This window comes from Nocardia sp. CC213A (assembly GCF_030766805.1).
Lineage (GTDB): Bacteria > Actinomycetota > Actinomycetes > Mycobacteriales > Mycobacteriaceae > Nocardia > Nocardia otitidiscaviarum.
In genome coordinates, this window is the sequence record NZ_JASFXA010000005.1 from 311085 (window position 1) to 336977 (window position 25893).

Here is a 25893-nt window from a genome sequence, read left to right on the forward strand (position 1 = left end):
GTAGCTGGTGGCGGCGACCACACCGGCCGCGGCGGGCGGTGCGAGCCGTGCGCGACCACCTGGGAGCGGCACCGGCCAGCGTTTGCTACGCGTTCACGCTCTTCGTCACCTACTGGACGCTGCGGGGTGCGAACGAGATCACCGACCGCCACATCATCTTCTCGGCCTCCACCAACCTCGCGAATATGCGCCGCGACCCGGTTCAGGTGCTGGTGGCCTCGGCGTTCTGGGTGGACGGCGACTTCCCGTGGGCGTTCATCATCACCTTCCTGACGGTGATGGCCGCCGCCGAACGCTGGCTGGGCACCCTGCGCTGGATCGGTGTGTTCGCCATCGGGCACGTCGGGGCCACGCTCGGCACCGTCACCGGAATCGCCTACGCCGTGGAGCATCGCCTGATTCCGCTGCGGGTGGCGCTCGCCTCGGATGTCGGCCCCAGCTATGGCATTTCGGCCGTGCTGGCGGCGCTCACCTTCCGACTGCGCGGCGTGCCGCGACTGCTCTGGGCGGGCCTGCTGATCATCGTCTACGTCGGCGCGGCGGTGCGCGGGCGCACCTTCACCGACTACGGCCACGTCCTGGCCATGACCGTCGGCTTCCTCATCGCCGGGTCGGCGGTCTTCGCCACCCGGCGCCTGGAACGCGAGTCAGCGCCCCACGGGTTCGGCCCGGGGGCGGTCCTGCTTGACGAAGGCGACGGCGGGTTCGACCAGCCGGGCGGCGATCGGCCCGAGGATCGCCATCAGTAGCACGTAGGCCGAGGCCAGCGCGGCGAGTTCACCGTCGACCCCGCCCATGGTCACCGCCAATCCCGCGATGACGATCGAGAATTCGCCGCGCGCCACCAGCGCCGCGCCCGCACGGGCGCGGCCCATCCGCCGGATGCCCTGCCGTTTGGCCGCCCACCACCCGGTGCCCACCTTGGTCACGGTGGTGACGACGACCAGCGCGACCGCCCAGCCGAGCACCGGCGGAATGGCGCGGGGGTCGGTATTGAGACCGAAGGCCACGAAGAAGATGGCCGCGAACAGATCCCGCAGCGGCTCCAGCAGTTTCGCCGCCTGCTGCGCGGTCGATCCCGAGATGGCGATGCCGAGCAGGAACGCGCCGACCGCGGCCGAGACGTTCAGCGCCGACGCCACCCCGGCGACCAACAGCGCCGCACCCAGCAGCTTGAGCAGGAACACCTCCCGGTCCTCGCTGTCCACGACGGCCGAGACGTACCTGCCGTAGCGCAGCGCGACCACCAGCACCACGGTGATGGCCAGCATGGCGATGCCGAGCGTCTTCACCCCGGCGGCGAAGCCCAGCCCGGCCAGCATGACGGTGAGGATGGGCAGGTACACCGCCATGGCCAGGTCTTCGAAGACCAGGATGGACAGGATCACCGGCGTCTCGCGGTTGCCGAGTCGACCGAGGTCGTTGAGGACCTTGGCCACGATTCCCGAGGACGAGATGTAGGTGACCCCGCCCATGGTGATCGCGCCTACCGTGCCCCAGCCGAGCATCAGCGCCACCAGCACGCCGGGGGTGGCGTTGGCGACGATATCGAGCAGACCGGCCAGCCAGGACCGCCGCAGCCCGGTCACCAGTTCCGCGGCCGTGTACTCCAACCCGAGCAGGAGCAGCAGCAGTACCACGCCGATTTCCCCGGCCAGATGGCCGAATTCGGCCGCGGCGTGCATCTCCACGATCCCGCCGGTGCCGAATGCGAGCCCGCCCAGCAGGTACAGCGGAATGGGCGACATGCCGAACCGTCCGGCGACCCGGCCCATCACGCCGAGCACGAACAAGATCGCGCCGAGTTCGACGAGTCCTAGCGCCGTCGGATCCACGCCGCTCAGCCGTCGGCGAGGATACGCGCGGCCGCGTCCAGCCCCTGCGGTGTGCCGACCACGACGAGCAGATCACCGGAATCGAGGACGAAGTCCGGGCCGGGCGAGGGATGCAACTGTCCGGCCCGCATGATCGCCACGATGGAGGCCTTGGTGCGGGTGCGCATCCCGGTCTCCCCCAGCATCCGCCCCCGGTACGGCGAATTGTTGTTGATGGGCAGCTGCCGGGTGGTGATGCCGGGCAGATCCCGATGGTCTTCCTTGAGGCTCTCCACCAGCTGCGGCGCGCCGAGCAGGTTGGCCAGCACCGCCGCCTCATCGGTGGTCAGCGGCACCTGGGCCAGGCAGGCATCGGGATCGTCACGCTGCGCGACGATCAGGTCGATACCTCCGTCGCGGTGCACCACCACTCCGATCCGGCGACCGCCGCGGGACTCGAAATCTTTCCGCACACCGATGCCGGGCAGCGCAGTAACGTCGACGTTCACGACGTCCAGATTAGGACAGATCCCCCCGCGGCAGCTCCACCGGCACGAAGCGACCGTCCGGACCGGGCCGGAACTCGGTGACCTCGACGACCGCCGCCACCGGCAGCGGCCCGTAGAGATGCGGAAACCGCATGGATTCCGGATCGGTCGGCACGCCCGGCTCCCAGCGCACCGGATCGGTCAGGCGGGCCGGGTCCAGCCAGAGCAGCACCAGGTCGCGGCGGCCCGCGAACAGGCGATCGGCGGGCAGGTGCACCTGCCGCGGTGCGGACAGATGGATGAAGCCGACCTCGGCCAACGAAGGGGCGCGCAGTTCCCCGGCCGCGCGCGCCGCCTCCCATTCCGCCCGCGAACAGATGTGCAGGAGCGGGCCGGTGTACTCCGATACCGCCTCGGATGCGTCGAGTGCCATGCCGCCACGCTAGCGGTGTGCACGACACGCGGTCTCTGATAGACCGGTGGCCATGAACCCGTCGCTCATCATGTCCGCCCGCGATATCGAATTCCTGCTCTACGACTGGCTGGACGTGGAGTCGTTGACGACACGGGACCGCTACGGCGACCACTCGCGCGAGACCTTCGACCAGGTGCTGCGACTGAGCCAGGATCTCGCCGCGCGCTACTTCGCGCCGCACAACCGCGACAGCGACCTGCACGAGCCCACCTTCGACGGGGAGAAGGTGCACATCATCCCCGCGGTCGGCGAGGCACTGCGGGCCTTCGCCGATGCCGGGATGATCGGCGCGGCCATGGATTACGAGGTCGGCGGCATGCAGCTGCCCTACAGCGTGTTCACCGCCTGCATGTCCTGGTTCCATGCCGCCAATGTGGGCACCACCGGATATGCGCTGCTCACCGTCGGCAATGCCAATCTGCTTGCCACGCACGGCAGCCCGGAGCAGGTCGACCGCTTCCTGCGCCCCATGCTCGACGGCCGCAGCTTCGGCACCATGGCGCTGTCGGAGCCGCACGCCGGATCCAATCTCGCCGACATCACCACCCGGGCGGTCCCGCAGCAGGACGGCACCTACCGGCTGTTCGGCCGCAAGATGTGGATTTCCGGCGGGGATCACGAACTCTCGGACAATATCGTGCACCTGGTGCTGGCCCGGATCCCCGACGCACCGGCGGGCACCCGCGGCATCTCGCTGTTCATCGTGCCCAAGTACCTGCCCGCCGCCGACGGCACGCCGGGCGAACACAACGACGTGGCGCTGGCGGGCATCAACCACAAGATGGGATGGCGCGGCACGGTCAACACCGCGCCGGTCTTCGGCGACGGCCGCTACACCCCGGGTGGAGCCGCCGGTGCCGTCGGCTACCTGGTCGGCGAGCCCAATCGCGGTCTGGCGTACATGTTCTCGATGATGAACGAGGCGCGCTTGGGCGTCGGCCTGGCCGCCACCGCCCTGGGCTACACCGGATACCTGAAATCCCTGGACTACGCCCGCACGCGGCCGCAGGGCCGCCCGCAGGGGGTGCGCGACGGCGCGCAGGTGCCCATCGTGCGGCATCCGGATGTGCGGCGGATGCTGTTGGCGCAGAAGGCGTACGCGGAGGGCGCGCTCGCGCTTCAGCTGTACTGCGCCAAGCTGGTCGACGATCTGCGCACCGGTACCGACGCCGAGCGCGCCGCCGTGCTGCTGCGCATCCTCACCCCGATCGCCAAGAGCTGGCCGTCCCAGTGGTGCCTGACCGCCAACGACCTCGCCATCCAGGTGCTCGGCGGTGCCGGCTACACCCGCGACTACGACGTCGAACAGCATTACCGCGACAACCGGCTCAATCCCATTCACGAGGGGACGCACGGCATTCAGAGCCTGGACCTGCTGGGCCGGGCCGTCACCGCCGACGGGGGCAGCGCGCTCACCGCCCTGCTCGACGCCATCGCGACCACGGTGACCGCCGCGCGCGACACCGGCGATACGGAGCTCACCGCCTGCGCCGACGCCCTGGACCTGGCGGCGGGCCGGGTCGCCACCACCACCGCCACGCTGTGGCAGGACCTCGATCCGGAGACGGCGCTGGCCAACTCCGCGGCGTATCTGGAGGCGGTCGGGCATGTGGTGCTGGCCTGGCTCTGGTTGCAGCAGTCCCTGGTTGCCAGCGGCGGCGACGCCTTCGCGCTCGGCAAGCGCGCGGCGGCGCGCTACTTCTTCCGCTGGGAGCTGCCGCGTACCGGTCCGCTGTTCGACCTGCTGGTCTCGCGCGACCGGACCACGCTGGACCTGGACGAGTCCTGGTTCTGAAACGAGTCCTACTCGCGTTTGCTACCGAGTCCGTGCCGATATCCAATCGGAGTGTGAGTGTCGGTGCCCCCGGGTAGTCTCCCGATAAGACAAATGGATCGGCCTGTTCCGGAGGGTGATATCGGCGTATCGCGAATGCGGCCGCGGGCTGTTCGCTTCTAGCGAAACCGCAGGTCGTGTTAGCGAAAACACAAAGAAACATTCTCGGGAACAAAGCCCCCGTCCCGAACGTCTGACAAAGTAGTCATAGCCACTGCTGGGAAGTAGCGGTAGCGAGCTCACGGAGAGGTCCGTGAGCCCCACACCAGGCGAACGGTGTGTGAGCACCCGGAGCCAGGACGGAGGAGTCATGCCAGGAACCCTGACTAGCACCCCACTGACCGCGGTCGACCGTTGCGACCGCTGCGGGGCAGGCGCGCGCGTGCGTGCGACCCTTCCCGGTGGTGGAGAGTTGCTCTTCTGCCAGCATCACGCCAATGAGCACATGGATCGTCTTCGTGAGCTCGAAGCCGTGATCGACACGGAGTCGGCACCGGCGCTGTAATCAGCTCCTCCGCCTCGCGGTATGTGAACGCGAGGGGTCCGCTCGACAACTGAATCTTCCCAACAGAAAACCCGACAGCGGGCGACCACACGGTCGCCCGCTGTCGCGCTCTCTGCCCGCCGATTTGACACGAACCGAATCGAGGTGTCCCCTGTCCGCCATCCACGTCACCTATCTGCCGGACCGGCACATGTTCGCCCTCTGGACCTGGGCCGGAACCGGCCCCGGCGCCGCCCCGCGCGATATCGGGGAGCGGGAAACCGTCGCGCTGGCCGTGCCGTCCGGGCGGCGGATCGAGATCGCCGACGTCGAATGCGCCCTGGTGGAACCCGAGCGACTCCCGACGCTGGCACTGCCCGACCTCGCGTCCTCCGGTCGGGCGTGGCTCGCGGCGCTCACCGACACACCCGGTCCCTTACCCACCGCCGCGCACGCGGTGCCCAACGCGGCGGGAACGGCCGTGGTGTCCGCCGAACGGGCACTGCGGACCCTGCGGGAGACGGTGGCCATCTCCGGCGAACTGCGCTCGGGCCTGAAGGCGGAGCTGCGGCCCTACCAGGCCCGCGGCATCACCTGGCTGCGGGAGACGACCACCGCGCACGGTGGCGCGGTGCTGGCCGATGAGATGGGCCTCGGGAAGACGGTGCAGGCCATCGGCTTCCTGCTGGGGCGGGCCGCCGAGGGTCCGCAACTGGTGGTGTGCCCGACCTCCCTGGTCGGCAACTGGGTGCACGAGATCGAACGATTCGCACCCGGCCTGCGCGCCGTGGCCTGGCGGGGCGGGCAGCCGCCGCACGCGACGGCGGGCACGGTGGTGGTCACCGGCTATCCCACCCTGCGCGGGCACGGCCCCGCCCTGACCGAAACACACTGGGCCGCGGTGGTGTTCGACGAGGCGCAGGTCCTGAAGAATCCGCGCACGCAGGTGGCCAAGGCGGCGCGGGCCATCGCCGCGGCGGTGCGGGTGGCGCTCACCGGTACCCCGGTGGAGAACCATCTCGACGAGCTGTGGGCGCTGCTCAACCTGGTGGTGCCCGGGGAGTTCACGCACCGGTCACAGTTCCGCCGCCGATTCGTGCGGCCGGTGCACGAGGGGTCGGCAGAGGCGGTGCTGCGGCTGCGCGACGCCATCGAACCGGTGGTGCTGGCGCGGCGCAAGGCCCAGGTGGCGGCGAGCCTGCCGCCCAAGATCCACAGCGACCTGGTCTGTGATCTGACCGCCGAACAGGAGACGCTCTACGACCGGCTGCTCGACCGCGCCGAGGCGGAAGGCTTCGGGTCCGGAGCGCAGCGGCACACGCGCGTGCTGGCGGTGCTCACCGAGTTGAAGCAGGTGTGCAACCATCCCGGCCTCATCACCGGCGAGCTGGACGAATTGTCCGGGCGCTCGGGCAAGTTCGACGTATGCGCCGATATTCTCGCCAACAATGTGGAGGTCGGCGCGCCCACACTGGTGTTCACGCAGTACCGGCGCACCGGGGAGCTGTTGGTGCGGCTGTGCGCCGAACGGTTCGGGGTGACGGCCCCGTTCTTCCACGGCGGGCTGAACCAGCAGGAGCGCGCCGAAATCGTGCGGCGATTCCAATCCGCCGACGGCCCACCGGTTCTCGTGCTGAGCTTGAAGGCGGCCGGGACGGGGCTGACATTGACCCGGGCGGCGGATGTGGTGCATTTCGACCGCTGGTGGAATCCGGCGGTGGAGGCGCAGGCCTCCGATCGCGCGCACCGCATCGGGCAGACCCGCACCGTCACCGTCACCACGCTGACCTCGGGCACCACCATCGAGGAGCACATCGCGGGCATGCACGACCGCAAATCGGCGCTCACCGATCTCTCCGATGCCGCCGGAGTGGCGACTCTGGCCCGCCTCGACGACGACCGACTCATGGAACTGCTGCGCCGGAAGCGAGGCAACTGATATGCCCGACAACGAATTCGGTTTCACGACGTGGGGTATGGACTGGGTGCGCCTGGCCGAACCGCTCTCGGTGACCAAACCCGAACCGCTGCTGCCCCGCGCCCGCAGCATCGCCCGGCACGGCGGGGTGCGGACGGAGATCGAGCACAGCGTGGTGCGCGCCACCATCCACCGCGGTTCCGAGGCGTCGGTCACCTACCTGGAGTTCGCGCCGCTGACCGGCGCCGCCATCCGCACCATCGCCGAACTCGTCCCCGCCGGTGCGCTGACCCCGACCGACGAGATGCACGCCGCGATCCGCGCCGCGGGCATCTCCCTCGCACCCACCCTCACCAGCGCGGACTGCTCCTGCCGCGCGCGCACCACCCGCTGCGTCCATATGCTCGCCACCTGCTACACGCTGGCTCGCATGGTGGACGAGAATCCCTGGCTGGCCCTGGACCTCCAGGGCTACCGCACGGGCGGCGCGACCGAGGAGGGCCCGGAGCCCGCGCCGGCCCGCTGGACCCCCATCGACAGTCTGGATCCCGCCCGGTTCTTCGACGTCGCCTGAATACGGTCGGCGCGGCTGGGCGACCGTGGAAGTCACCGTCGAGCATCCCCGCATCTCCCAGGAGCACGGCGTGCTCGATGGCGACTTCGCCCATCCGTGGGTGACCATCCCGCTTCTCCCAGCCGCTGAGCCGAGTCGCGACCGACCGCGGATCAGGCGTTCGTTCCGCTGTCGACGGTGAGGAACGCGCCGGTGACGCTGCGGGCGGAATCGCTCGCGAGATAGGCGACGGCGGCGGCGATATCGGTGGCCGCACCGAAGCGGCCCAGGGCGGTGAGCTGGACCTGGCCCTCGGCGTGATCGCTGTCGGCGGGGTTCATATCGGTGTCGGTGGAGCCGGGCTGGATGAGATTGACGGTGATGCCGCGCGGGCCGAGTTCACGGGCAAGGGCCTTGGTGAATCCGTTGAGGGCCGATTTGCTCAGGTTGTAGAGCGCCAGTCCGCCGAAGGGCGCGTGCTCGACCAGGTTGGTGCCGATGCTGATGATGCGGCCACCCTCGGTCAGATACTTCAGCGCGGCCTGCGCGGCGACGAACGGGGCGCGGGCGTGGATGTGCAGGGCGTTGTCGATCTCGTCCACGGTGAACTCCTCGAACGGCTTGGCCGGGAAGATACCCGCGTTGTTGACCAGCACATCGAGTCGGCCGAGCTCGGTGGCGGCGCGGTCGACGGCGGCGGCCACCGCGGAGGCGTCGGCGCTGTCGGCCCGTATCGCCACGGCCCGACGACCCAGCGCCTCGAGTTCGGCCACCATGTTCTTCGCCAGCACCTCATTGGCCTGGTACGTCAGTGCCACATCCGCGCCCGCGGCGGCGAGCGCGCGGGCGATCGCCGCGCCGATCCCCCGGCTGCCACCGGTCACCAGCGCCACCTTGCCCGTCAGATCCGACATCGGAACCCTCCATAACTTTTTGTGTCGATCAGTACATAAATACCCAAGCAGAGGTCGATCGGTCGCGTCAAGGGGTATATTTAACGATCGACACAGAAAGGAGTCCGCCATGGCGGAACGCGGACGGCCACGGGCGTTCGACCGCGATATCGCGCTGCGGCGCGCCATGGAGGTGTTCTGGGAGCACGGCTACGAGGGCGCGTCCATGACCGACCTCACCACCGCCATGGGCATCAACTCCCCCAGCCTGTACGCGGCCTTCGGCGGCAAGGAGGCGCTGTTCCGCGAGGCCGTCGCGCTCTACGGCCGCACCGAGGGCGGCCTGACCGAACGCGCCCTGCGCGAGGAGCCCACCGCCCGCGCCGCCATCGAGGCCATGCTGCGCGACAACGCCCGCTCCTACACCACCCCCGGCTCACCGCGGGGCTGCATGGTGGTGCTGGCCGGCTCCACCTACACCACCCGCAATACCGCCGTCCGCGACTTCCTCATCGATATGCGCAGGTGCACAACCGAAGACATCCGGCAGCGGCTGGAACGCGGTGTGGCCGACGGTGATCTGCCGCCGGACACCGATATCGACGCCCTCGCCGCCTTCTACGCGACCGTGCTGTACGGACTGTCCATTCAAGCCCGCGACGGCGTGGACGACAGCGAACTGCAACGCTCCATCGACACCGCCATGGCGGCCTGGCCGGTACCGGCGCGCTGATCCCTTGCCGCCCAGCGCCTGTCGACCTCAGGCGCGCGGCGTCACATCGGATTCGACGATCCGCTCCGACGGCGCGGGCAGTCGCCGCGCCAGCACCTCACCCCGGAAGAACTCCGGCATGGAGCGGGCGAGCAGCAGATACAGCGGCACCCCGAGCAGCAGGGTGCCCACGCCGAGCAGGAAGACCCCGCCGATCTGCCAGTGCGGCGGGAAGGGCAGCGTCCAGGCGGAATCGCCGTAATCGGCCTGCCAGGAGGTGACGGCCGTCCAGCCCGCCGCGAACAGCAGCATGCCGCCGCCGAGCGCGGGCAGCACGCCCTTCATGACCAGAGCCCTTCGGTCCGAAGCGAATTCGTGCCGGTACAGCCAGGCGCAGCTGACGCCGGTGAGACCGTAGTAGACACCGATGGAGATGCCGATGGCCGTCACCGCGTCGGCGATGAGCCGCCCGCCGGAGGCGAAGTTCAGCGCCACATAGAGCAGCACCGACAGCGCGCCGAACACCACCGTCGAGACGATCGGGGTGCGGAAGCGCGGATGAACGCGGCCGAACGCCTCCGGCAGCGCGCGATGCAGCGCCATGGAGTAGGTGGTGCGGGCGGTCGGCAGAATCGTGGTCTGGGTGGAGGCCGCGGCCGAGGTGAGCACCATGAGGAACAGCAGGTGCACCAGGAACGAGCCGACCGGGCCCGCGCCGAACACCGCGGTGCCGAGCGCGCCGAGCACATCGTCGACATGATCCGGATTGGCCAGGCCCAGCCCCTCGGTGCCGCTGCCCGCGAACGCCTGCGCCGCCACCGTCACCAGCAGGTAGAGCGCGACGAGGGTGATGGTGGACAGCACCGCCGACCGGCCCGGCGTGCGCCGTGGGTCCACCGTCTCCTGGTTCACCGAGACCGCCGAATCCCATCCCCAGTAGATGAACACCATGAGCAGCAGCGCGGTCACGAAATCGTTGAACGAGCCGATCGCGAACGGGTTGAACCACTCCCAACTCGGCGTCGCCGCACCCACGGCGGCGTGCCCGAGGAACACCCGCACCAGCGCGACCACCGCGAACAGCACCAGGATCACGAACTCGACGGCCAGCAACCAGGACTGCAACCGCGCCGACACATCGATCCCGGCCACCGCCACCGCGGTCATGACCACCAGATAGACAATGCCCAGCAACAGCACCCACCAGCTGGTGGCGTCCGCCCCGATCCCGTCGGCACCCACCAGCAGGAAGGTGTACTGCGCGCTGATCTGGGCCAGACTCGCCATCACCAGCAGATCCGACACCACGATCGCCCACCCGGCCATCCACCCCGTGAACGGACCGAACGCCCGCGTCGTCCACACGAAGCTGGTCCCCGGATCCGGTTCCACCGCATTGAGATCCCGGTATCCGATGGCCACCAGCAGCATCGGCACGAACGCCAGCAGCACGATGATCGGAGCCTGCAACCCCACGGCCGCGACCACCAGTCCGAGCGTGGCGGTAATGCTGTACGCGGGCCCGGCGGAGGCCACACCGATGACGACGCTGGACGCCAGGGAAAGCGCACCCGACCGCAGGGTGCTCGGAGAAGTCACCGAACAAGGTTAATGGCAACCCTCCCGCAACCAGGAATCGAGGCCGCATCCGAGCGGAGCACAACCGAGCGGGGGCCGCGCCCGAACGGCGGGGCCGCATCCGAGCCACGTAGGTCCGCGCTCGAGTCGCAGGGCCAGCGGCGCGGCTTCCCGGGTGCCGCCGTCCTACATCCGGCGCAGGGCGGCGATCCGCTGCTCGAGCTGATCGGCGGTCGCCAAAGCCGTGGGCGGCCCCCCGCATTCGCGGCGCAATTCCCCATGGATCACCCCGTGCGGCTTTCCGGTCCGATGGTGATGCATGGCCACCAGGCTGTTCAGCTCCCGACGCAGTTCCCCGAGCCGGTCGGCGGTCGCCGCCCGCTCGGTGGCCGCGGTGATTCCGGCCCCCGATTCGGGTCGCACCGCGGTGTCCACCGCCGCGCTGCGCTCCTGCAACTGCCGGGTCTGCCGGTCGCGCAGCAGCGCCCGCATCTGGTCGGCGTCGAGCAGACCGGGAATGCCGAGGTAGTCGGCCTCCTCGTCACTGCCCGCGAAGGTCGCGGTGCCGAAGGAGTCGCCGTCGTAGATGACCTGGTCGAGTTCGGCGTCGGCGGCGAGGGCGACGAACTTGCGCTCCTCCTCCCCCGGCTCGTCTTTCTGCCGGTTGGCGTCGATGAGCAGTTCGTCCTCGAGGGCGCTGGCCTCGCGGTGCGGTTTGCCGATCACGTGGTCGCGCTGGATCTCCAGCTGCGCCGCCAGGTCGAGCAGCACCGGCACCGAGGGTAGGAAGACGCTCGCGGTCTCCCCGGGTCTGCGCGCACGCACGAAACGTCCGATGGCCTGCGCGAAGTACAGCGGCGTCGACGCGGACGTGGCGTACACGCCCACCGCCAGCCGCGGCACGTCGACGCCCTCGGACACCATCCGGACGGCCACCATCCACGGGTCGGTGCTCCGGCTGAACTGGTCGATGCGGTCGGAGGAGCCCGGATCGTCGGAGAGCACCACGGTCGGCTTGCTGCCGGAGATGTGCTCGATCAGTTCGGCGTAATCGCGGGCCTTCTCCTGATCGGTGGCGATGATCAGGCCGCCCGCGTCCGGCATCCCGGTGGCGCGCAGCTGCCGCAGGCGGGTGTCGGCGGCGGTGAGCACCTTCGACATCCAGTCACCGGCGGGGTCGAGCGCGGTGCGCCAGGCGCGGGCGGTGTGCTCGGCGCTCAGCGGTTCCCCGAGCCTGGCCTGGTACTCTTCGCCCGCGCTGTCGCGCCAGTGCGCGTCACCGCTGTAGGCGAGGAAGACCACCGGACGCACGACGCCATCCGCGAGGGCCTCCGAATAGCCGTAGGTGTGGTCGGCACGCGACTTCTCGAAACCCGACTCGTCGGGCTCGTAGCTGACGAACGGAATCTTCGAGTCGTCGCTGCGGAACGGCGTACCCGTCAGCGCCAGGCGTCGGGTGGCGTCGCCGAATGCCTCCTCGACCGCCTCACCCCAGCTCTTGGCGTCACCGGCGTGATGGATCTCGTCGAAGATCACCAGGGTGCGCCGGTTCTCGGTGCGCACCCGATGCTTGAACGGATGCGAGGCCACCTGCGCGTAGGTGACGACCACACCGTGGTAATCCGACGATGTGGAACCCGTGGAGTTGGAGAAGTTGGAATCGAGCTGGAGTCCGCTGCGTTGCGCCGAGGCCGCCCACTGGTGTTTGAGGTGCTCGGTCGGTGCGACCACGGTCACCTGGTCGACGGTGCGATCGGTGAGCAGTTCGGCGGCGATACGCAGCGCGAACGTGGTCTTACCGGCACCGGGCGTGGCCACCGCGAGGAAGTCCCGTGGCTTCGACGTCAGATACTTGGTGAGAGCCCTACGCTGCCATGCACGAAGCGAACCGCCACCACCCGAAGTCACTCGGAAGAGATTAGCGACCGCGACCGACACCGCACCAATTCGACACATCACAGTTGGGTGGTTCCCGACACATTGGCAGGTCGCAAGCCAACCGCAACCCAGGTGGGCGATGCTGTAACCACCATGAACGAGCACGCTGGCCCTTCTGCGACATCCGCCGCATCGAGCGGCGTGCTCGCGCGTGTCGCCGCCGCCGTACGCCGCGGCTGGGAACTCGTCGCCCATGTGGCCGTGAAGGCGTGGGACGATTCGATTTTCGCCAAATCCGCCGCGGCCGCGTTCTGGCAGACGCTGTCACTGGCCCCGCTGCTGCTGGGCCTGCTCGGCAGCCTCGGCTACGTGGGCGGCTGGTTCGGCCCCGACACCGTCCAGATCGTGGAATCCAAGGTGATCAGCTTCAGCCGGAAGCTGTTCAGCCCCAGCGTGGTCGACGATCTCATCGCGCCGACGGTCAACGACGTGCTGTTGCGCGGACACGGCGGCGTGGTCTCCTTCGGCTTCGTGCTCTCGCTGTGGGCGGGGTCCTCGGCCATGGCCACCTTCGTGGACGCCATCACCGCGGCACACGGCCAGGCCGACGCCCGACATCCGGTGTGGCAGCGGCTGTTCGCCCTGCTGCTGTACGTGGGTTTCCTGGTGGCCTCGGTGCTCATCCTGCCGCTGGTCGCGCTGGGACCGGCGCTGGTGGGCCGCGCGCTGCCGGAGAGCTGGCGCGAACCCGGACTGCGGCTGGTCGACAGTTTCTACTACCCCGGCACGGCACTGCTGCTCATTGTGGGCTTGACCACCCTGTACAAGCTGGCGCTGCACCGCACCCTGCCCTGGCACCGGCTCTTCGGCGGCGCACTGGTGGCCGGGGTGTTCTTCATGGCCGCCAGCGAGGGCCTGCGCCGCTACCTGACCTGGGTCACCCGCACCGGCATCAGCTACGGCGCGCTCGCCACCCCCATCGCCTTCCTGCTGTTCACCTTCTCCCTCGGCTTCGCGGTGATCCTGGGTGCGGAGTTCAATGCCAGCGTGCAGGAGTTCTGGCCCGCCCGGCAGACCCGCTGGACCCAGTTCCAGCAGTGGCTGGCGCAGCGCCGTCGCCGACGGCTGTCCGAGGACATCGGCCCCGACGACGGTGATCCGGACACCGATCTCCCGCCCCCGCTGCCGCCCGCGGACCCTCAGCCGGTACGGACGGTCTGAGCGTCCCCGGACCGATCGTCGGCCATCCGCTCGGCCAGTACAAGTGCCATCTCCACCAGGTCGTAGCCCGGCGCGAATCCGTCCGGCTCGGTCCGGAGTGCCCGAAATCCCACCCGTTCGAAGAAGCCGCGGCTCATCGGCGTGGTTTCGATCGTCACCTGCTCGAAGTCCGCGGCGGCGATCAGATCGAGCCGCGCGGCGAGCAATTCCCGTCCGAAGCCCGACCCGTGCCGTGTCCGATCGACCATGCCCCAGCAGAGCACGGCCACGGTGGCGTCCTCGTCATCGGCCTGGAGTCCTCCGCAGGCGACGAGCCGCCCGTCGGTGTCCGCGCCGACGAGGTAGGGACCGTGTAGGTCGTCCAGGAATTCGACGAAGTCGTCACGCTCCCGGGGCGCGAAGAATTCCGGCACATTGCCGTCGAACAGTGCCAGGCACCCGGCACGATCGGTCTCATCGTAGGGCCGCAGCCGCAAGCCTTCGGTGTCGAGCACCTTGCCCATGGTGATCGACTTCCCGCCCGATCCCAGCTCGGTATCGGGCCGCCGGACCAGTTCGGTCCATCCGGCGCGCTGGTAGAGCTCGACCGCCCGCGCGTTGAAGTCCTCCACCTGCAGCCTCAACACCCGCTCGCCGCCGTCGAAGGCCCGGCGCTCGGCCCACGCCAGCAGGCGTCGTCCGACACCCCGGCCCCAGCTCGCGGGTTCGACATGCAGTGCGGCGACGAGATTCCCCTCGAGGTGCACCATGCCGACCACCCGGTCGCCTCGTTCCGCGACCGCCAGTTCAGCCCACCGCTCCGCGACATAGTTCTCGGCGATCCGCCGGGCGACGTAGGCGTCGGAGGAGCTCGGCGGCAGGTGTGGGGCGAACGCGGCACGCCAGGTCGCGTGCAGCAGCCGGACCACGTCGGGTCGGTCCGTTTCCCGGGTGGCCCGAATCCTGTCGATGCCGCTGTCCGGCATCCTTCCTCCAGGCCGCGGCATATCGCGATGCGGCGCATTCGATTCCTCGATGGCATCGTGCACAGCGTCAGTGTTCGCATCCGGAGATATCCGGTCAACACGTTTTCCGGCGATCGCGATCCCCCGGTGAGCCAGGCGCTGGCCGAAAACGGTTGCGATGCTTACCCGTCGCGCGTTCTCGTCATCCCGCGCGCCACGCAGGTACCTTGCGGGTATGGGTCATCCGTTCGATCGAGCCGACATCCGTCCCGCCACCGCCGCCGATATCGACCCCGCGGTCCGCACCCTCACCCGCGCTTTCGAGCACTATCCGATGACCCGGCGCAGCCTGGCCCCGGACGACTACCTCACCCGCCTGGCCCGCTACCAGCTCCTGTTCCTCACCGGCATCGGCCTGCCCCACGGGCGGGTGTGGGTGACCGACGACCACAGTGCCGTCTCGGTCTGGTTGACCCCGCGCACCCCGCTCAGCGTCTTCGCGGATCTCGCCGCGGAATTCGAGGACATCAGCGGCAGCCGCGCCGACGTGGTCGCGATGGACGGTCCGGTGATCGAGGCGCACCGTCCCGCGGAGCCCGTCTGGGGTCTGGCCGTCGTCGGCGTGGACCCGGACCGGCGCGGCCGGGGTCTGGGGCGGGCGGTCATCGCCCCGGGCCTGGCCGCCGCGGATGCCGAAGGCGTACGGGCGTTTCTGGAGACGCAGGACGCGGCGAATCTGCCGTTCTACGAATCGCTGGGGTTCAAGGTCGTCGGCGAAGCTCGGCTGCCCGACGACGGCCCGATGCACTGGGCCATGCTCCGACCGACGCCCTGAGCGGCCGGGCTGGCTGATCAGCGGCTCACCATGCCCTCGCCCGCGCGCACCGTCGTCGTCGGGGAGGCACCGCGCAGGATGGGCACGATGGCGAGGGCGAAGGCTCCGCTCATGAGCAGCCACGGGCCGGCGGCGCCGATTCCGGTGGTGGGTAGCAGATCGGACAGCAGACCGGTGGCCGTCGCCGCGGGCAGTACCGCCAGTCCCCCGATCGAAGCGAACAGCCCGTAGTAGGTGCCCAGCCAGCGGTCCCCGGCAAGGCCGGGAATCATCGCCCGGGCGGTGGGGGTGGCGATCATCTGGCCCACCGTGAACAGCAGGATGAATCCGACCAGTACGGTCAGCGCCGCCGCACCGCGCAGGTTCGCCGCGACACCGGCCGCTCCGACGGCGAACGCGGCGGCCATCGACGCCAGGCCGACCGCCAGGCACGTCGCGGGCCGCAGATCCGCGACGACCGCGGTGACCGGCAGCTGCCCGAAGACCACCAGCAGCGACGCCGCCGCGAACAGCACGCTCAGGGGTGCCGCCGATCCCCATGCCCGGTCCACCTGCAATGGCAGCAGCAGGTAGAGCTGGTTGTAACCGACCAGCTGCACGCTCATCACCGCGGCGAAGGCCAGGAACCGGCGGTTCGCCAGCGCCGCATGCCAACCGGACACCGATCCCGCGTCACCATGTGAGCGCTCGCCGGGGTCGCCGGGCAGCCAGCGCAGCTGGGCGCAACCGATCACCACGAACAGCGCGGCGGCGACCAGGCAGGCGGCGGTGAAGTCGACCAGCAGCAGGACGGCCCCGACCAGCGGGCCGAGGAAGGTGCCCAGCTGACCGAAGGCGGTGAACAGGGCGAACGCGCCGAGCCGCGCGGAACGCGCACTGTCGAGTCGAGCGTCGGGGCGGTCGGGGTCCGTCGCGGTGGCCGCCGGTGCGACCGCGCGGGCGAGCGCGGCCTCCACGGCCGGGGAGAACAGCGCACCGGCGAAACCGGTGAGCACCGCTCCCACGGCGATCCCCGCCAGACCGGTGGACAGACCCAATCCGAGGAATCCGAGCACCCGGCAGGCGCAGCCCAGCAACACCACCGGCCGCACCCCGATCCGGTCGGACAGTATCCCGCCGACGATGAACAACCCCTGTTGCGAGACAGTCCGCAACCCCAGCACCGCGCCGATCACGGCCGAGCCCTGCGCGAGATCGTCGCTCAGGTGCACCGCCAGATACGGCAGCACCATGAAGAATCCGACATTGAACGCCAACTGGGTCAGCACCAGCAGGCGCACCACCGGACCGGCCGCCCGGAACCCACTCACCGCCGTCACGCGGCGGTCCCCACCGGGCAGCCGACCGATCACCGCGCTTCCACCGCGACCGCCGTGGGCAGGAAGCGGATGTGCAGCCCGCCGTCGGCGGTGTCGGTGACCTCGGCGCGCACCTGATACACCTCGGCGATCAGGTCGGTGGTGAGCACCTCACGGACCGGCCCGGCCGCCATGACCCGACCGTTGCGCAAGACGATCAGGTGATCGCAGAACATGGCGGCCAGGTTCAGATCGTGCAGGGCGACGATCGAGGTCACCGGCAGCCGTGCCACCAGCGCCATCAACTCCAGTTGATGGTGGATGTCCAGGTGGTTGGTGGGTTCGTCGAGCAGCAGTTCCCGTGGCTGTTGGGCCAGCGCGCGGGCGATCTGCACCCGTTGCCGCTCACCGCCGGACAACCGATGCCACAGGCGGTCGGCCTTGTCCTCCAGGCCGGTGTGTGCCAGCGCGGCGACGACCGCGGCATCGTCGGCCGCGCGATCGCTGTCGAACAGGCCACGATGCGGAATCCGGCCCAGCCGCACCACTTCCCGCACGGTGACGTCGACATTGGTGTCCGCGTGCTGCGAGACCACGGCCACCGCCCGTGCCACCTCCCGCCGCCCGATCCGGCGCAGGTCACGCCCGTCCAGTTCGACGGTGCCGGCGGTCGGTGCCGCCAGCCCGGCGAGCAGCCGCAACAGCGAGGACTTGCCGGAACCGTTGGGGCCCAGCAGACCCACGGTCTGCCCCGGCTCCGGATGCACGCTGACCGAGTCGACGACGATCGCCCCACCGCGATCCCAGGTCACGCTGTCCGCGTGGAGTGTCATGCGGCCGCCCTCCGTCGGAACATGATGAGTACGAACACCGGGACGCCGATCAGGGCGGTGCCGACGCCCACCGGCAGCGGCGTGGGAGCGAAGGCCACCCGGGACAGCGCGTCGACCCACACCAGGAATACGGCGCCGAAGATCGCGGCGACCGGTACCAGCCGGGCGTGCCCGGGACCGACCAGAAACCGGGCCGCGTGCGGCAGCACCAACCCCACGAAGCCGATCGCGCCCGCCACGCTCACCAGTGCGGCGGTGATCAGCGAGGTGAGCACCAGCAGCCCGGCCCGCACCCACGGCACCGGCATGCCGAGCGAGGCGGCCACCTCGTCACCGAAGGTGAAGGCGTCCAGCACGAAGGCCAGCACCGCGCAGACGAGCACGCCCGCGACCGCCACCGTGCCGGTCAGCCACACATCGTCCCAGCGCACCCCCTCCAGCGAGCCGAGCAGCCAGAACATCACGCCCCGGGTCTCGTCGGAGTCGGCGAAGGCGAAGATCACGAAGGAGGTCAGGGCGGAGAACAGCTGGGTCATGGCCACTCCGGCCAGGATCACCCGTTCATTGCTGCCGCCCGACCCGCGCGCCAGCAGCAGCACCAGGGCGAAGGCGAGCAGCGCACCGACGAACGCGCCACCGGACATGCCGATCACCGCGCCGCCCAGGCCGAGCACTCCGATGATCACCGCGCCGGTGGAGGCGCCGGAGGAGATGCCCAGCAGAAACGGGTCGGCCAACGGGTTGCGCAGCAGCGACTGCAGCACCACACCGCACACCGCCAGCCCGGCGCCACATGCCGCGGCGACCAGGGAGCGGGGCAGCCGGTCCTCCCAGACGATGGCGTCCTCGGTGCGCCGGACCGGGATATCGGTCAGACGCAGGTGGTTGGTCAGGATGTCGCGCACATTCACCAGGGAGATGTCCGCGGTGCCCAGGGTCACGGCGACCATCACCGACAGCACCAGCAGGGTGAGGCCGACCAGTATCAGGGCGGGGCCGGTGGCGCGGTTGCGGGTGGCGACGCGACCGCCGCGATCGAGCGCGGTCACCGCGGTGGCAGTTGGGCGAGGCCGTCGACGAGCTTCTCGATGCCGTCCACGGCGCGGATCGACGGATTCAGCTCGGCACCGTGCAGTGCGATGTACCGCTTACCCTGTACCGCCGTCATGGCACCCGCCACCGGATCGGACGCCAGGAAATCCTTCTTGTCGTCCAGTCGATCGCCCGGGAAGCGAGTGCGGGCCAGATCACCGAGCACCAGGATGTCCGGATTGCGGTCCACCACGGCCTCCCAGCTCACGGCCGGCCAGTCGTCGGCCTCCTCGGCGAAGATATTCGTCAGCCCCACCGTGGTGGCCAGCAGGTTCGCCGATCCCGTCCCCCCGGCGAAGTACGGGCTCCTGGTGTCGGCGAACCAGAAGCCGACGGTCTGCCCGCTGGCCCGCACCTTCTCGACGGCGGCATCGGTGCGCTGCTTCAGCTCCGCCACCAGCCGCGCGCCTCGGCCGGGCACGTCGAAGATCTGCGCGAGCTCGGTGATCTCCTGATAGAGGGCGTCCATGGTGAGCGGCCGGGTACGTTTTCCGCCGGCGTTGATGGACCGGCCGTCCGCGCAGTCGGTGGGCGACAGGTAGGTCTCGATGCCGGTCTCGGCGAACCGCTCCCGAGTGGCGACGCCGCCCTCCCGCTTGAAGTGCCGCCCGAACGATGCCGTGATCAGATCCGGGTCGGTGTCGAGCACGGCCTCGTAGGACGGGGCATTGTCCGCAAGCCGGGGCACATCGGCATTGGCCTCGGCCAGATTATCCCGGACCGGATCGGTCCAGGACGCGGTGCCCACGATCTTGTCCGCCAGTCCGAGCGAGAGCAGGATCTCGGTGGACCCCTGGTCCAGGGACACCACCCGGGCGGGTGCCCGGTCGAAAGTCTGTGACAGACCGCAGTTCTCGAGCGTCAGCGGGTAGTTCACCACGCCCTCGGTGTCGGATGCCGCCGCCGTGTCGTCGATCGGTTCCGAGGCACCGCAACCGGCGAGCACACCGGCGGACAGCATGGCGACAACGGCCGAGACGACTAGTCGGCGGGGGCTCGGGCGCATCGGAAACCTTTCATCAGGATCGCTCGGCGGTAGCGGTCGGCACCACAAATTAGGGCAGGCTAAGCATCGTACAGACGTTGTCCAGTGGCACCACGCGCGGCCGATCCGCCGGGAGCCCCGGCCCTCACCGACACCCCCGCGCGCTCACGCGTACGGGTCGGTGATCTGCCTGAGCTCACCAGCTACCGGAACATTCTCTTCGACACCATGGTGCATATCCCAGGACATGGCCATCCCCCTGGGCCGCACCATCACCGTCTCCCTCGAAGCCGCCGCCGACCGCGCGGTGGAGGTCGGCTGGCCGGTCTGGGACCGCCATCGCCTCGACGGCGTCCGGCTGCGCGCCACCGATTCCACCTGGGAACACGGCGACGGACTCGAGATCCACGGCCCCACGCTGGCCCTACTGCTCGTGATCACCGGCCGCCCAGCGGGTTTCGCACACACCGCCGGGCCGGGGGTCGAGATCCTCGCGACTCGGCTGGGAACCGCTTCCCGGGCAACGGAAACCGCGACGGCACCGAAAGGTGAAGGCGAGGAAAGCGGAGATGCTGGAACATGTGAAGTGTGAGAAGGAAGCGTCCCCATGGCCTCGCCGTCACCGACTCTAGCACTACACCGGAACGAGCTCCGCGAGATTTCTCGGTGTGATCACGATCGAACCGTCGGGCAGCTGCCCGGGGTCCTCGCGTCCGACATAGGTGATCGGTTGGCCCGCCACCGGGCTGGGATCGCCGATGTCCGCGCCCAGCAATCCGGCGAGGTAACCGACTTTCAGATACCGGCGTTCGACCACGCTGCGGATCAGGTCGACGGTCGAGAGGCGGTTGTCCTCCACCCGATTGAACGTTTGTCCCGACAGGTGCAGGTGGGTCCACACCGCCCGCCAGCGCTTGCCTCCGCCGCGGATGAACGCCAGGGGCAGGGCCACGCGACCAGCACCACGGAGATCCGACTTCATGCGCACCGTCTGCGGTTCGAACGGTGCGCCCCGCTGCTCGCCCTCGCGGAGCATGAAGCCGAAGAACGATTCGGCGACCTCATCGAATCCCTCCCCGGAGTAGATGTTCACCTGGGGAATCACAATCCGCGCGGGAACCTTGGCCAGGTCGACTTCGATGAACTCCGATGCGCCGAACGGTGCCTCGGTGATGTCGCCCGAATGGCATCCACCGGCTGCGGTCAGATTCGTGTAGGACAGCCACGTCGGGCTGCCGTAGCGACCGTCGAGCATCAGAGCGGACAGGTCGAAGTCGGTGCGCCGCTGGTGTTCTCGCCAGTACACGAAAAAGCGCAGCAGCCGCCCGTCCACGGCTGACACCGAGCCGCGCGGCAGGGTACCGAATCCACCCGCGATCGACTTCCCGCTGATCGGCAGCGCGACATTCAGCATGTCCGGATCGACCACCCAGCGCGGTAGCGCCGCATGGCGACGGCGAATCTCGCCGTCGAGCACATCCCGCAACCGCTCGAGTGCCGCACGCGAAATCGGCGGCCGCTCATCGTCGATCGCGTGGCCGCGGGCCGACCGATTGATGAACACCCGCCGTCGACCGCGCGCCGCGTCCCGGTTCTCCAGGTGCTCCCGCAGTGACAGCAGGACCCGGCCCGACACCTCGGGAGCGGCGTCGGCGATGCGGGTGACCATCGCGTCCTGATCGGGTGTCGGGCTGGCGCGCAGCACTCGGTCCGCCGACCGAAACAGCAGTCCCGGCGCCCGGGTTCGCAGCACAGCGGCCGCGTCGTCGACACGCCCCGAGCGCATCAGCCGCTCGAAACGCGACACGGTCGATTCGGCGTCCAGCTCGCCGCGCGCCACCGCGAAAACCTCTGCCGCGCGCGGCCATTTCGGGTACTCGTGCGGATGCAGGCGCTCACCGAGCCGTTTCCACTGTTCGCGATGGCGCGAAATATCCCCGAGCACACTCGGGTTGTCGAGCACGAGTCGGTGCAGCCCGGCCAGCAGCGCTCTGCGATAGGAGCGCGGCAGCGTGCGGAACCGCGTCGGTTCGACGAGCGTGACGTCGCCACCGGAGATCGCGCACGCCAGCCGCAGCACATCGGTCACCGTCCCCAGCAAGGGTTCCAGCCCCAACTCCAGGCGCACCGCATTGATCAGCGCCCGGTTCTCTCGCACCGGAATATCCTGCGGCTGAAGGGGATCGGTCGCGCAGTACCGGGCAAGCGCGCGCAGCGCCTCCCGGTCGTCGTCATTGCCCGGGGTGGCCGCGCCCGCCAGCGCGCGGTACAGCCCGGCGGCTTCGTCGGCCACCTTCCCGCCGACATGCAGCACGGTCACCCGGTCGCCCGCACCCGCGATGAACTCGGCGTGCGCGGCCAGCATGTCGGCGTAATCGTGTTGGTAGCGTCCGTACTTCGGCAGATCCAGCAGATTCAACGAACCGAGCAGCACATCACCACCGATCCGCTCCGCCACCTCCGGCTCCGCCAACGCCTCGACCAGACACTCGGCCCAGAACTCCACCGTCTCGGGCACATGGCGGGGGAAGTCCCGGAAGTAGACATTGTGCTGGACATGATCGCCGACCATCCCGCGAACAGCCGCGAGCACGCTCACCGCGGTATCGATCACCACCCCCGCCGACAGCGCCGACAACAGATCGAAAAGCTCCTCGGAGAGCTTGAACCCCACCGACATCAACACGGCGTCGAACTGCCGAGTCGCGACGGACCCATCACCCGCCACGCCTGCGGGCGCAGGCACCCGCAAGGTACGGCGAACGACCAACTCGTCGATTATCACAGTCGTCCACCCCTCCCCGGCACGTCGCCGGCGGTCACCGATGGTGACCATAGCGTGAACCCGTCGATCATTCCTCCCTATTTCGCGCGGCCACCCGCGACATCCACACGAAGGTCCGGCTGGTTCCGACAACGGGCTCGATGACTTACTCCGCCCGCTTGCGCTATTCGGCGTACGGATTCTCGAGGGTCGTGGGGGTGCCTGAGACCTCCAGCACATCTACGGGGTAGCGCGGTCCCGCAGTGTAGAAACGTGCGCGAGTGCGACCGACCGGCTCGAGCACCTCGAGTGTGACGAGGTCACGCAGATCGCGTTGCGCCTGTTGCAGACTCAGCCCTTCGGCTTGTTCGTATCGAGTTCGGCGAGCACGACCGGACATCGCGACATCGTGCAATGCGCTGACAACCCTTTCGTCGAGGCGGATACCCCTGACGTATTCCTCGAGCATCGCCCACACCGTGCCGGACCGAACCCAGCGCGCATGCACGGTTTGCGCCTGCTGGTGATAGGCGGTCAAGTTGAACCGAATCCATTCGGACACATCCTGATTCGGCCGATAAGTACTGCCCCGCCGGCCGAGCACCTGGTAGTACTCCCACGTGTTACCAGGCCGGCCGAGCCATGCCTCGATGGACGAGAATTCCGGCGAGAGAACACCTTCACGGGCGATCATCAATGTCTGCAGTGATCGCGACATACGTCCGTTGCCATCGGCCCACGGATGGATGGACACCAGATGCAGGTGAGCCATCGCCGCCCGCACGAGCGGGTGTGTGCCGTCCTCGATATTGAGCCAGTCAACAAGCTCTTCCATCAATGCCGGCACCGCGTCAGCGTCAGGGGCGGTGTACGCAGCGATACTCGGGTCGCGAGCGTCGGTCACGTACACGGGGCCGGGACGCCACTGCCCGGCCGGGCGACGCTCGGCGTGCCGATGCCCTTGCAGCATCCAATGCAGAGCGTTCAGAAATCCCTTGCTATAGCCGAAATCAACGACATCATGCAACGTTTGGATGTAAGTCATCATCCGCTCGTAGGCCAGCGTCTCGGCCTTGTTTTCCTCCGAAACCTCGACATCTCGCTCACCGGCGATCAAGTCCTCCACATCGACAGTGGAGACCCTGAACCCTTCGATGGAGTTCGACGCGGCGACAGCGTCCGCCGTCAGGAACTTGCGCAGCCCACTTGCCCACTTGCCAGCCTTGCCCTGAAGTTCGTGACGCAGGTCGACGCGCATCCGGTCCACATCGGCGAGGACACGAGCGTCGACAGCAGTCAATTCAGGCGTCGGGAACAGCATGATACCATGATAGTTTGACGCAATTATTACGTCAAACCGCCCGATCGGGCTGACGATCCTTCCTCGTCACCCCAGATGGCGGCGTGCGACGGCAACCGGTCGACGACGCAGCAACGCTACGGCCACTGCTCAGGCCGCTCGAGCTGAGGAAACAGCTCAATCCTTCTTCATCATCTCGTAGAACCCCCAAGATCGTGCGCCGACCGGGCGATCTTGGGGTTCTACCTATCCTGACCTGCTGTTTCGCGGTCCCAACGTGTCCCATGGGTTCCGGCTGAAGCCCTTGGCTTCCTACCATCTCGGCCGCAAAATGGCACGCAAAATCGCACCTGAATTCCCATCGCTGCCCACCGTTTCGGCTGCCAAGTGCACCCACAGTGAGTAGCAATCACACCATCGACGGGCGGCTACGCCCCTGCATTTCGATCCAGATATCGGCTCGTCTCCGGGATGCCCACAACCGACGCGGAATGTGGTCCCTGCGGCTGGGCCGTACGACTGCCCGCATTCGACAGTGCACGGCCCGCACACACCGAAGGAATCCGGGATCGCATCCACGCGTGATGGTGTCCAGAGAGGGTATCGACCACTACGCACACGTGTTCAACCAGCGGAAACTGCTACTTGTCGCGCCGTAGACGGCAATGGCAGCGTGCAGCCGCTCCGATATCGGTTCGAACCTGCGGGGCGGCACGTACAGCATCTACACAAACACCTACCCGCCGTGAACTGCGAATATCTGCCGATGTCGAGGTGGTGCGGCGTATTCGTGGCTGGTCCGGCAGCGATTGACGTCCGGCGGTCCTGCCTCGGTTAATGTATAGATTCGCGGCAGTTCGGAAACACAGCGGAAGGCAATCTAGCGGTGGTGCCGTCGCTTCCTCGCTTGGTTGTCGAGGCTGGCGGAGACGGCACTCCACAATGGAGCCGCGAGCGAGCGCATCCATGTTGATGCCAGCGAATCGCGTCGAGTTCGGCCGATAACCCACCACATCACAATCGGCAACCCCACGATCGGCAACCAGAACATCACCGAGTTCGCGATGGAAGGCCCTGATGTGGTCGCCGCGGTGAGGCCGATTGCAGTGGTACAGAAGAGAACGTAGGCGATACGGATGCCCCAGCTGACGATGTTGAGCCGAGCATGCGGGGTGTGGTACCACGACCACCGCAGGAACGATGAGAGCCCGACTGCCAGTACCGACAGGGCGCAGAACATCAGTTCGATCATAGCGGCCCCGGTGATCCATCCCGGCTGGAGGGGGCTGTCATAGGTGAGGGCTGCGAGCACCCACCACGCCACCGTGGAAACCATGGCAGTCGCCAGTGTGATCAACAATCCGGTGGCTGCCAGCCGAATCGCCAGTCTTCTGCCTCGCCACAGTGGGGGCTGGGACGATGGCGGGAGCAGTCGCTTACATACGAGCACGAGGCGTCGTTGTTTCCGCGCCCAGGCACGGTTGATCTCCCGTTCTGCGGCGTTGCTGGTGGCCTGGGTGATGCTGACCATCAACGCCACGCACAGCAGCGCGGCGGCATCGGTGAACACGGAGATCAACGATGTGCTTCGTATCGTGGGTCCCAGCCACGCTGCGATACCCGCCAGCACCGCGACGCTAGCGGCGAGCAGCGAGGTGAGATCGAGCCAGTTCCGCCACTCCATGAGCGACACCTGCTCATGGGGTCTCAGCTGAGAAAGGTTCTGCGGAATCGCGAGTGCCACATTGATAGTCGCGTTCAATGCCAACATCGCCAACACGATGGCCAGTGACTGCTCGGCGGTGATACGCCCGGTAACTGCCTTCCGGACCTCTGTCACCCAGGCTCCGGATCGAAGCTGCGGGCCATCGGCCCCGGCGGCTACCCAGAACGCACCCGCGACAGCGCCGAGGACCAGGAGGAGGACGACCCCCAGCTCGCCCAATCGCCTACGCACCTCTCGACGAACGCGGCCACGGATCTCCGAGAGCTCA

The 25893-nt window shown here is 68.5% G+C and carries 23 protein-coding genes; 9 read left to right on the top strand and 14 right to left on the bottom strand.

Annotation, left to right across the window (positions count from 1 at the left end):
• Positions 1–47: 47 nt before the first annotated feature.
• On the top strand, positions 48–749 hold the full coding sequence (locus QJS31_RS12270) for a rhomboid-like protein (RefSeq protein ID WP_282784481.1): 702 nt from the start codon (positions 48–50) through the stop codon (positions 747–749).
• On the opposite strand, the gene QJS31_RS12275 is transcribed toward QJS31_RS12270, so the two are convergent.
• The 3 genes from QJS31_RS12275 to QJS31_RS12285 are packed head-to-tail and all read right to left on the bottom strand — an operon-like array spanning position 648 to position 2735.
• The gene (locus QJS31_RS12275) at positions 648–1835 is read right to left on the bottom strand and encodes a cation:proton antiporter (RefSeq protein ID WP_306356728.1); all 1188 of its coding nucleotides are present in this window, start codon (positions 1833–1835) and stop codon (positions 648–650) included. The genes QJS31_RS12270 and QJS31_RS12275 overlap by 102 nt on opposite strands.
• A 5-nt stretch (positions 1836–1840) precedes the next feature.
• The gene (locus QJS31_RS12280) at positions 1841–2323 is read right to left on the bottom strand and encodes a cation:proton antiporter regulatory subunit (RefSeq protein ID WP_029924074.1); all 483 of its coding nucleotides are present in this window, start codon (positions 2321–2323) and stop codon (positions 1841–1843) included.
• A gap of 10 nt (positions 2324–2333) precedes the next feature.
• The gene (locus QJS31_RS12285; protein WP_282784477.1) at positions 2334–2735 is read right to left on the bottom strand and encodes a DUF952 domain-containing protein; all 402 of its coding nucleotides are present in this window, start codon (positions 2733–2735) and stop codon (positions 2334–2336) included.
• Between the two features lie 52 nt (positions 2736–2787).
• Between QJS31_RS12285 and QJS31_RS12290 the strand changes: the two genes are divergently transcribed.
• The 4 genes from QJS31_RS12290 (at position 2788) to QJS31_RS12305 (ending at position 7587) form a co-directional block, all read left to right on the top strand.
• On the top strand, positions 2788–4572 hold the full coding sequence (locus tag QJS31_RS12290) for an acyl-CoA dehydrogenase (protein ID WP_306356729.1): 1785 nt from the start codon (positions 2788–2790) through the stop codon (positions 4570–4572).
• Between the two features lie 349 nt (positions 4573–4921).
• A complete protein-coding gene (locus tag QJS31_RS12295) occupies positions 4922–5116 on the top strand; it encodes a hypothetical protein (protein ID WP_029924071.1) in 195 nt (64 codons plus the stop codon).
• A 190-nt stretch (positions 5117–5306) separates the two neighbouring features.
• Complete coding sequence (locus QJS31_RS12300) at positions 5307–7034, top strand: DEAD/DEAH box helicase (RefSeq protein WP_306356787.1); 1728 nt, start codon at positions 5307–5309, stop codon at positions 7032–7034.
• A 1-nt stretch (position 7035) separates the two neighbouring features.
• Positions 7036–7587, top strand: coding sequence for a hypothetical protein (locus QJS31_RS12305; protein ID WP_282778099.1), 552 nt, complete (start codon positions 7036–7038; stop codon positions 7585–7587).
• Between the two features lie 152 nt (positions 7588–7739).
• Here QJS31_RS12305 and QJS31_RS12310 read toward each other — a convergent pair whose 3' ends face one another.
• Positions 7740–8480 carry an SDR family oxidoreductase gene (locus tag QJS31_RS12310; protein ID WP_282778097.1) on the bottom strand — a complete coding sequence of 247 codons (741 nt, stop codon included), beginning with the start codon at positions 8478–8480 and terminating at the stop codon, positions 7740–7742.
• Between the two features lie 109 nt (positions 8481–8589).
• Here QJS31_RS12310 and QJS31_RS12315 point away from each other — a divergent pair, with 109 nt between their 5' ends.
• Positions 8590–9192, top strand: a complete 603-nt coding sequence (locus tag QJS31_RS12315; protein WP_282778094.1) for a TetR/AcrR family transcriptional regulator — start codon at positions 8590–8592, stop codon at positions 9190–9192.
• Positions 9193–9219: 27 nt separating this feature from the next.
• Here QJS31_RS12315 and QJS31_RS12320 read toward each other — a convergent pair whose 3' ends face one another.
• Both QJS31_RS12320 and QJS31_RS12325 read right to left on the bottom strand, forming a co-directional pair.
• A complete protein-coding gene (locus QJS31_RS12320) occupies positions 9220–10770 on the bottom strand; it encodes an APC family permease (protein ID WP_306356730.1) in 1551 nt (516 codons plus the stop codon).
• Positions 10771–10935: 165 nt separating this feature from the next.
• Entirely contained in the window at positions 10936–12657 is a 1722-nt protein-coding gene (locus QJS31_RS12325; RefSeq protein ID WP_306356731.1) for a DEAD/DEAH box helicase, read from the bottom strand.
• Positions 12658–12780: 123 nt separating this feature from the next.
• Between QJS31_RS12325 and QJS31_RS12330 the strand changes: the two genes are divergently transcribed.
• Positions 12781–13848 (top strand): YihY/virulence factor BrkB family protein, encoded by a 1068-nt coding sequence (locus QJS31_RS12330; RefSeq protein ID WP_282778089.1) that lies wholly within the window; start codon positions 12781–12783, stop codon positions 13846–13848.
• On the opposite strand, the gene QJS31_RS12335 is transcribed toward QJS31_RS12330, so the two are convergent.
• The gene (locus QJS31_RS12335) at positions 13827–14813 is read right to left on the bottom strand and encodes a GNAT family N-acetyltransferase (RefSeq protein WP_306356732.1); all 987 of its coding nucleotides are present in this window, start codon (positions 14811–14813) and stop codon (positions 13827–13829) included. The two genes, QJS31_RS12330 and QJS31_RS12335, sit on opposite strands and share 22 nt — an antisense overlap.
• A 214-nt stretch (positions 14814–15027) precedes the next feature.
• Between QJS31_RS12335 and QJS31_RS12340 the strand changes: the two genes are divergently transcribed.
• Entirely contained in the window at positions 15028–15627 is a 600-nt protein-coding gene (locus QJS31_RS12340) for a GNAT family N-acetyltransferase (protein ID WP_306356733.1), read from the top strand.
• Positions 15628–15644: 17 nt separating this feature from the next.
• Here QJS31_RS12340 and QJS31_RS12345 read toward each other — a convergent pair whose 3' ends face one another.
• The 4 genes from QJS31_RS12345 to QJS31_RS12360 all read right to left on the bottom strand — a co-directional run bounded on the left by QJS31_RS12345 (position 15645) and on the right by QJS31_RS12360 (position 19856).
• A complete protein-coding gene (locus tag QJS31_RS12345) occupies positions 15645–16946 on the bottom strand; it encodes an MFS transporter (protein ID WP_282778084.1) in 1302 nt (433 codons plus the stop codon).
• A 29-nt stretch (positions 16947–16975) separates the two neighbouring features.
• Complete coding sequence (locus tag QJS31_RS12350) at positions 16976–17758, bottom strand: ABC transporter ATP-binding protein (RefSeq protein ID WP_306356734.1); 783 nt, start codon at positions 17756–17758, stop codon at positions 16976–16978.
• A complete protein-coding gene (locus QJS31_RS12355; RefSeq protein WP_282778101.1) occupies positions 17755–18720 on the bottom strand; it encodes an iron ABC transporter permease in 966 nt (321 codons plus the stop codon). The genes QJS31_RS12350 and QJS31_RS12355 overlap by 4 nt, the downstream gene beginning before the upstream one ends.
• A gap of 83 nt (positions 18721–18803) precedes the next feature.
• Positions 18804–19856 carry an ABC transporter substrate-binding protein gene (locus QJS31_RS12360; protein WP_306356735.1) on the bottom strand — a complete coding sequence of 351 codons (1053 nt, stop codon included), beginning with the start codon at positions 19854–19856 and terminating at the stop codon, positions 18804–18806.
• A 226-nt stretch (positions 19857–20082) separates the two neighbouring features.
• On the opposite strand from QJS31_RS12360, the gene QJS31_RS12365 reads away from it, so the two are divergent.
• Positions 20083–20427 (top strand): hypothetical protein, encoded by a 345-nt coding sequence (locus QJS31_RS12365; protein ID WP_306356736.1) that lies wholly within the window; start codon positions 20083–20085, stop codon positions 20425–20427.
• A 42-nt stretch (positions 20428–20469) separates the two neighbouring features.
• Here the strand turns inward: QJS31_RS12365 and QJS31_RS12370 are convergent, their stop codons facing one another.
• The 3 genes from QJS31_RS12370 to QJS31_RS12380 all read right to left on the bottom strand — a co-directional run bounded on the left by QJS31_RS12370 (position 20470) and on the right by QJS31_RS12380 (position 25844).
• Positions 20470–22515 (bottom strand): TerD family protein, encoded by a 2046-nt coding sequence (locus tag QJS31_RS12370; protein WP_306356737.1) that lies wholly within the window; start codon positions 22513–22515, stop codon positions 20470–20472.
• 268 nt (positions 22516–22783) lie between these two features.
• Positions 22784–23920 (bottom strand): Fic family protein, encoded by a 1137-nt coding sequence (locus QJS31_RS12375; protein ID WP_306356738.1) that lies wholly within the window; start codon positions 23918–23920, stop codon positions 22784–22786.
• A gap of 859 nt (positions 23921–24779) precedes the next feature.
• Positions 24780–25844: a hypothetical protein gene (locus QJS31_RS12380; protein ID WP_306356739.1), complete on the bottom strand. Its 1065-nt coding sequence runs from the start codon at positions 25842–25844 to the stop codon at positions 24780–24782.
• Positions 25845–25893: the final 49 nt, after the last annotated feature.

Coding starts and splice junctions, on each gene's coding strand:
- QJS31_RS12340 (WP_306356733.1), top strand. CDS start 15,028: ATGGGTCATCCGTTCGATCGAGCCGACATCCGTCCCGCCACCGCCGCC.
- QJS31_RS12360 (WP_306356735.1), bottom strand. CDS start 19,856: ATGCGCCCGAGCCCCCGCCGACTAGTCGTCTCGGCCGTTGTCGCCATG.
- QJS31_RS12315 (WP_282778094.1), top strand. CDS start 8,590: ATGGCGGAACGCGGACGGCCACGGGCGTTCGACCGCGATATCGCGCTG.
- QJS31_RS12375 (WP_306356738.1), bottom strand. CDS start 23,920: ATGCTGTTCCCGACGCCTGAATTGACTGCTGTCGACGCTCGTGTCCTC.
- QJS31_RS12310 (WP_282778097.1), bottom strand. CDS start 8,480: ATGTCGGATCTGACGGGCAAGGTGGCGCTGGTGACCGGTGGCAGCCGG.
- QJS31_RS12330 (WP_282778089.1), top strand. CDS start 12,781: ATGAACGAGCACGCTGGCCCTTCTGCGACATCCGCCGCATCGAGCGGC.
- QJS31_RS12370 (WP_306356737.1), bottom strand. CDS start 22,515: ATGTCGGTGGGGTTCAAGCTCTCCGAGGAGCTTTTCGATCTGTTGTCG.
- QJS31_RS12305 (WP_282778099.1), top strand. CDS start 7,036: ATGCCCGACAACGAATTCGGTTTCACGACGTGGGGTATGGACTGGGTG.
- QJS31_RS12365 (WP_306356736.1), top strand. CDS start 20,083: ATGGCCATCCCCCTGGGCCGCACCATCACCGTCTCCCTCGAAGCCGCC.
- QJS31_RS12290 (WP_306356729.1), top strand. CDS start 2,788: ATGAACCCGTCGCTCATCATGTCCGCCCGCGATATCGAATTCCTGCTC.
- QJS31_RS12285 (WP_282784477.1), bottom strand. CDS start 2,735: ATGGCACTCGACGCATCCGAGGCGGTATCGGAGTACACCGGCCCGCTC.
- QJS31_RS12350 (WP_306356734.1), bottom strand. CDS start 17,758: ATGACACTCCACGCGGACAGCGTGACCTGGGATCGCGGTGGGGCGATC.
- QJS31_RS12295 (WP_029924071.1), top strand. CDS start 4,922: ATGCCAGGAACCCTGACTAGCACCCCACTGACCGCGGTCGACCGTTGC.
- QJS31_RS12335 (WP_306356732.1), bottom strand. CDS start 14,813: ATGCCGGACAGCGGCATCGACAGGATTCGGGCCACCCGGGAAACGGAC.
- QJS31_RS12300 (WP_306356787.1), top strand. CDS start 5,307: ATGTTCGCCCTCTGGACCTGGGCCGGAACCGGCCCCGGCGCCGCCCCG.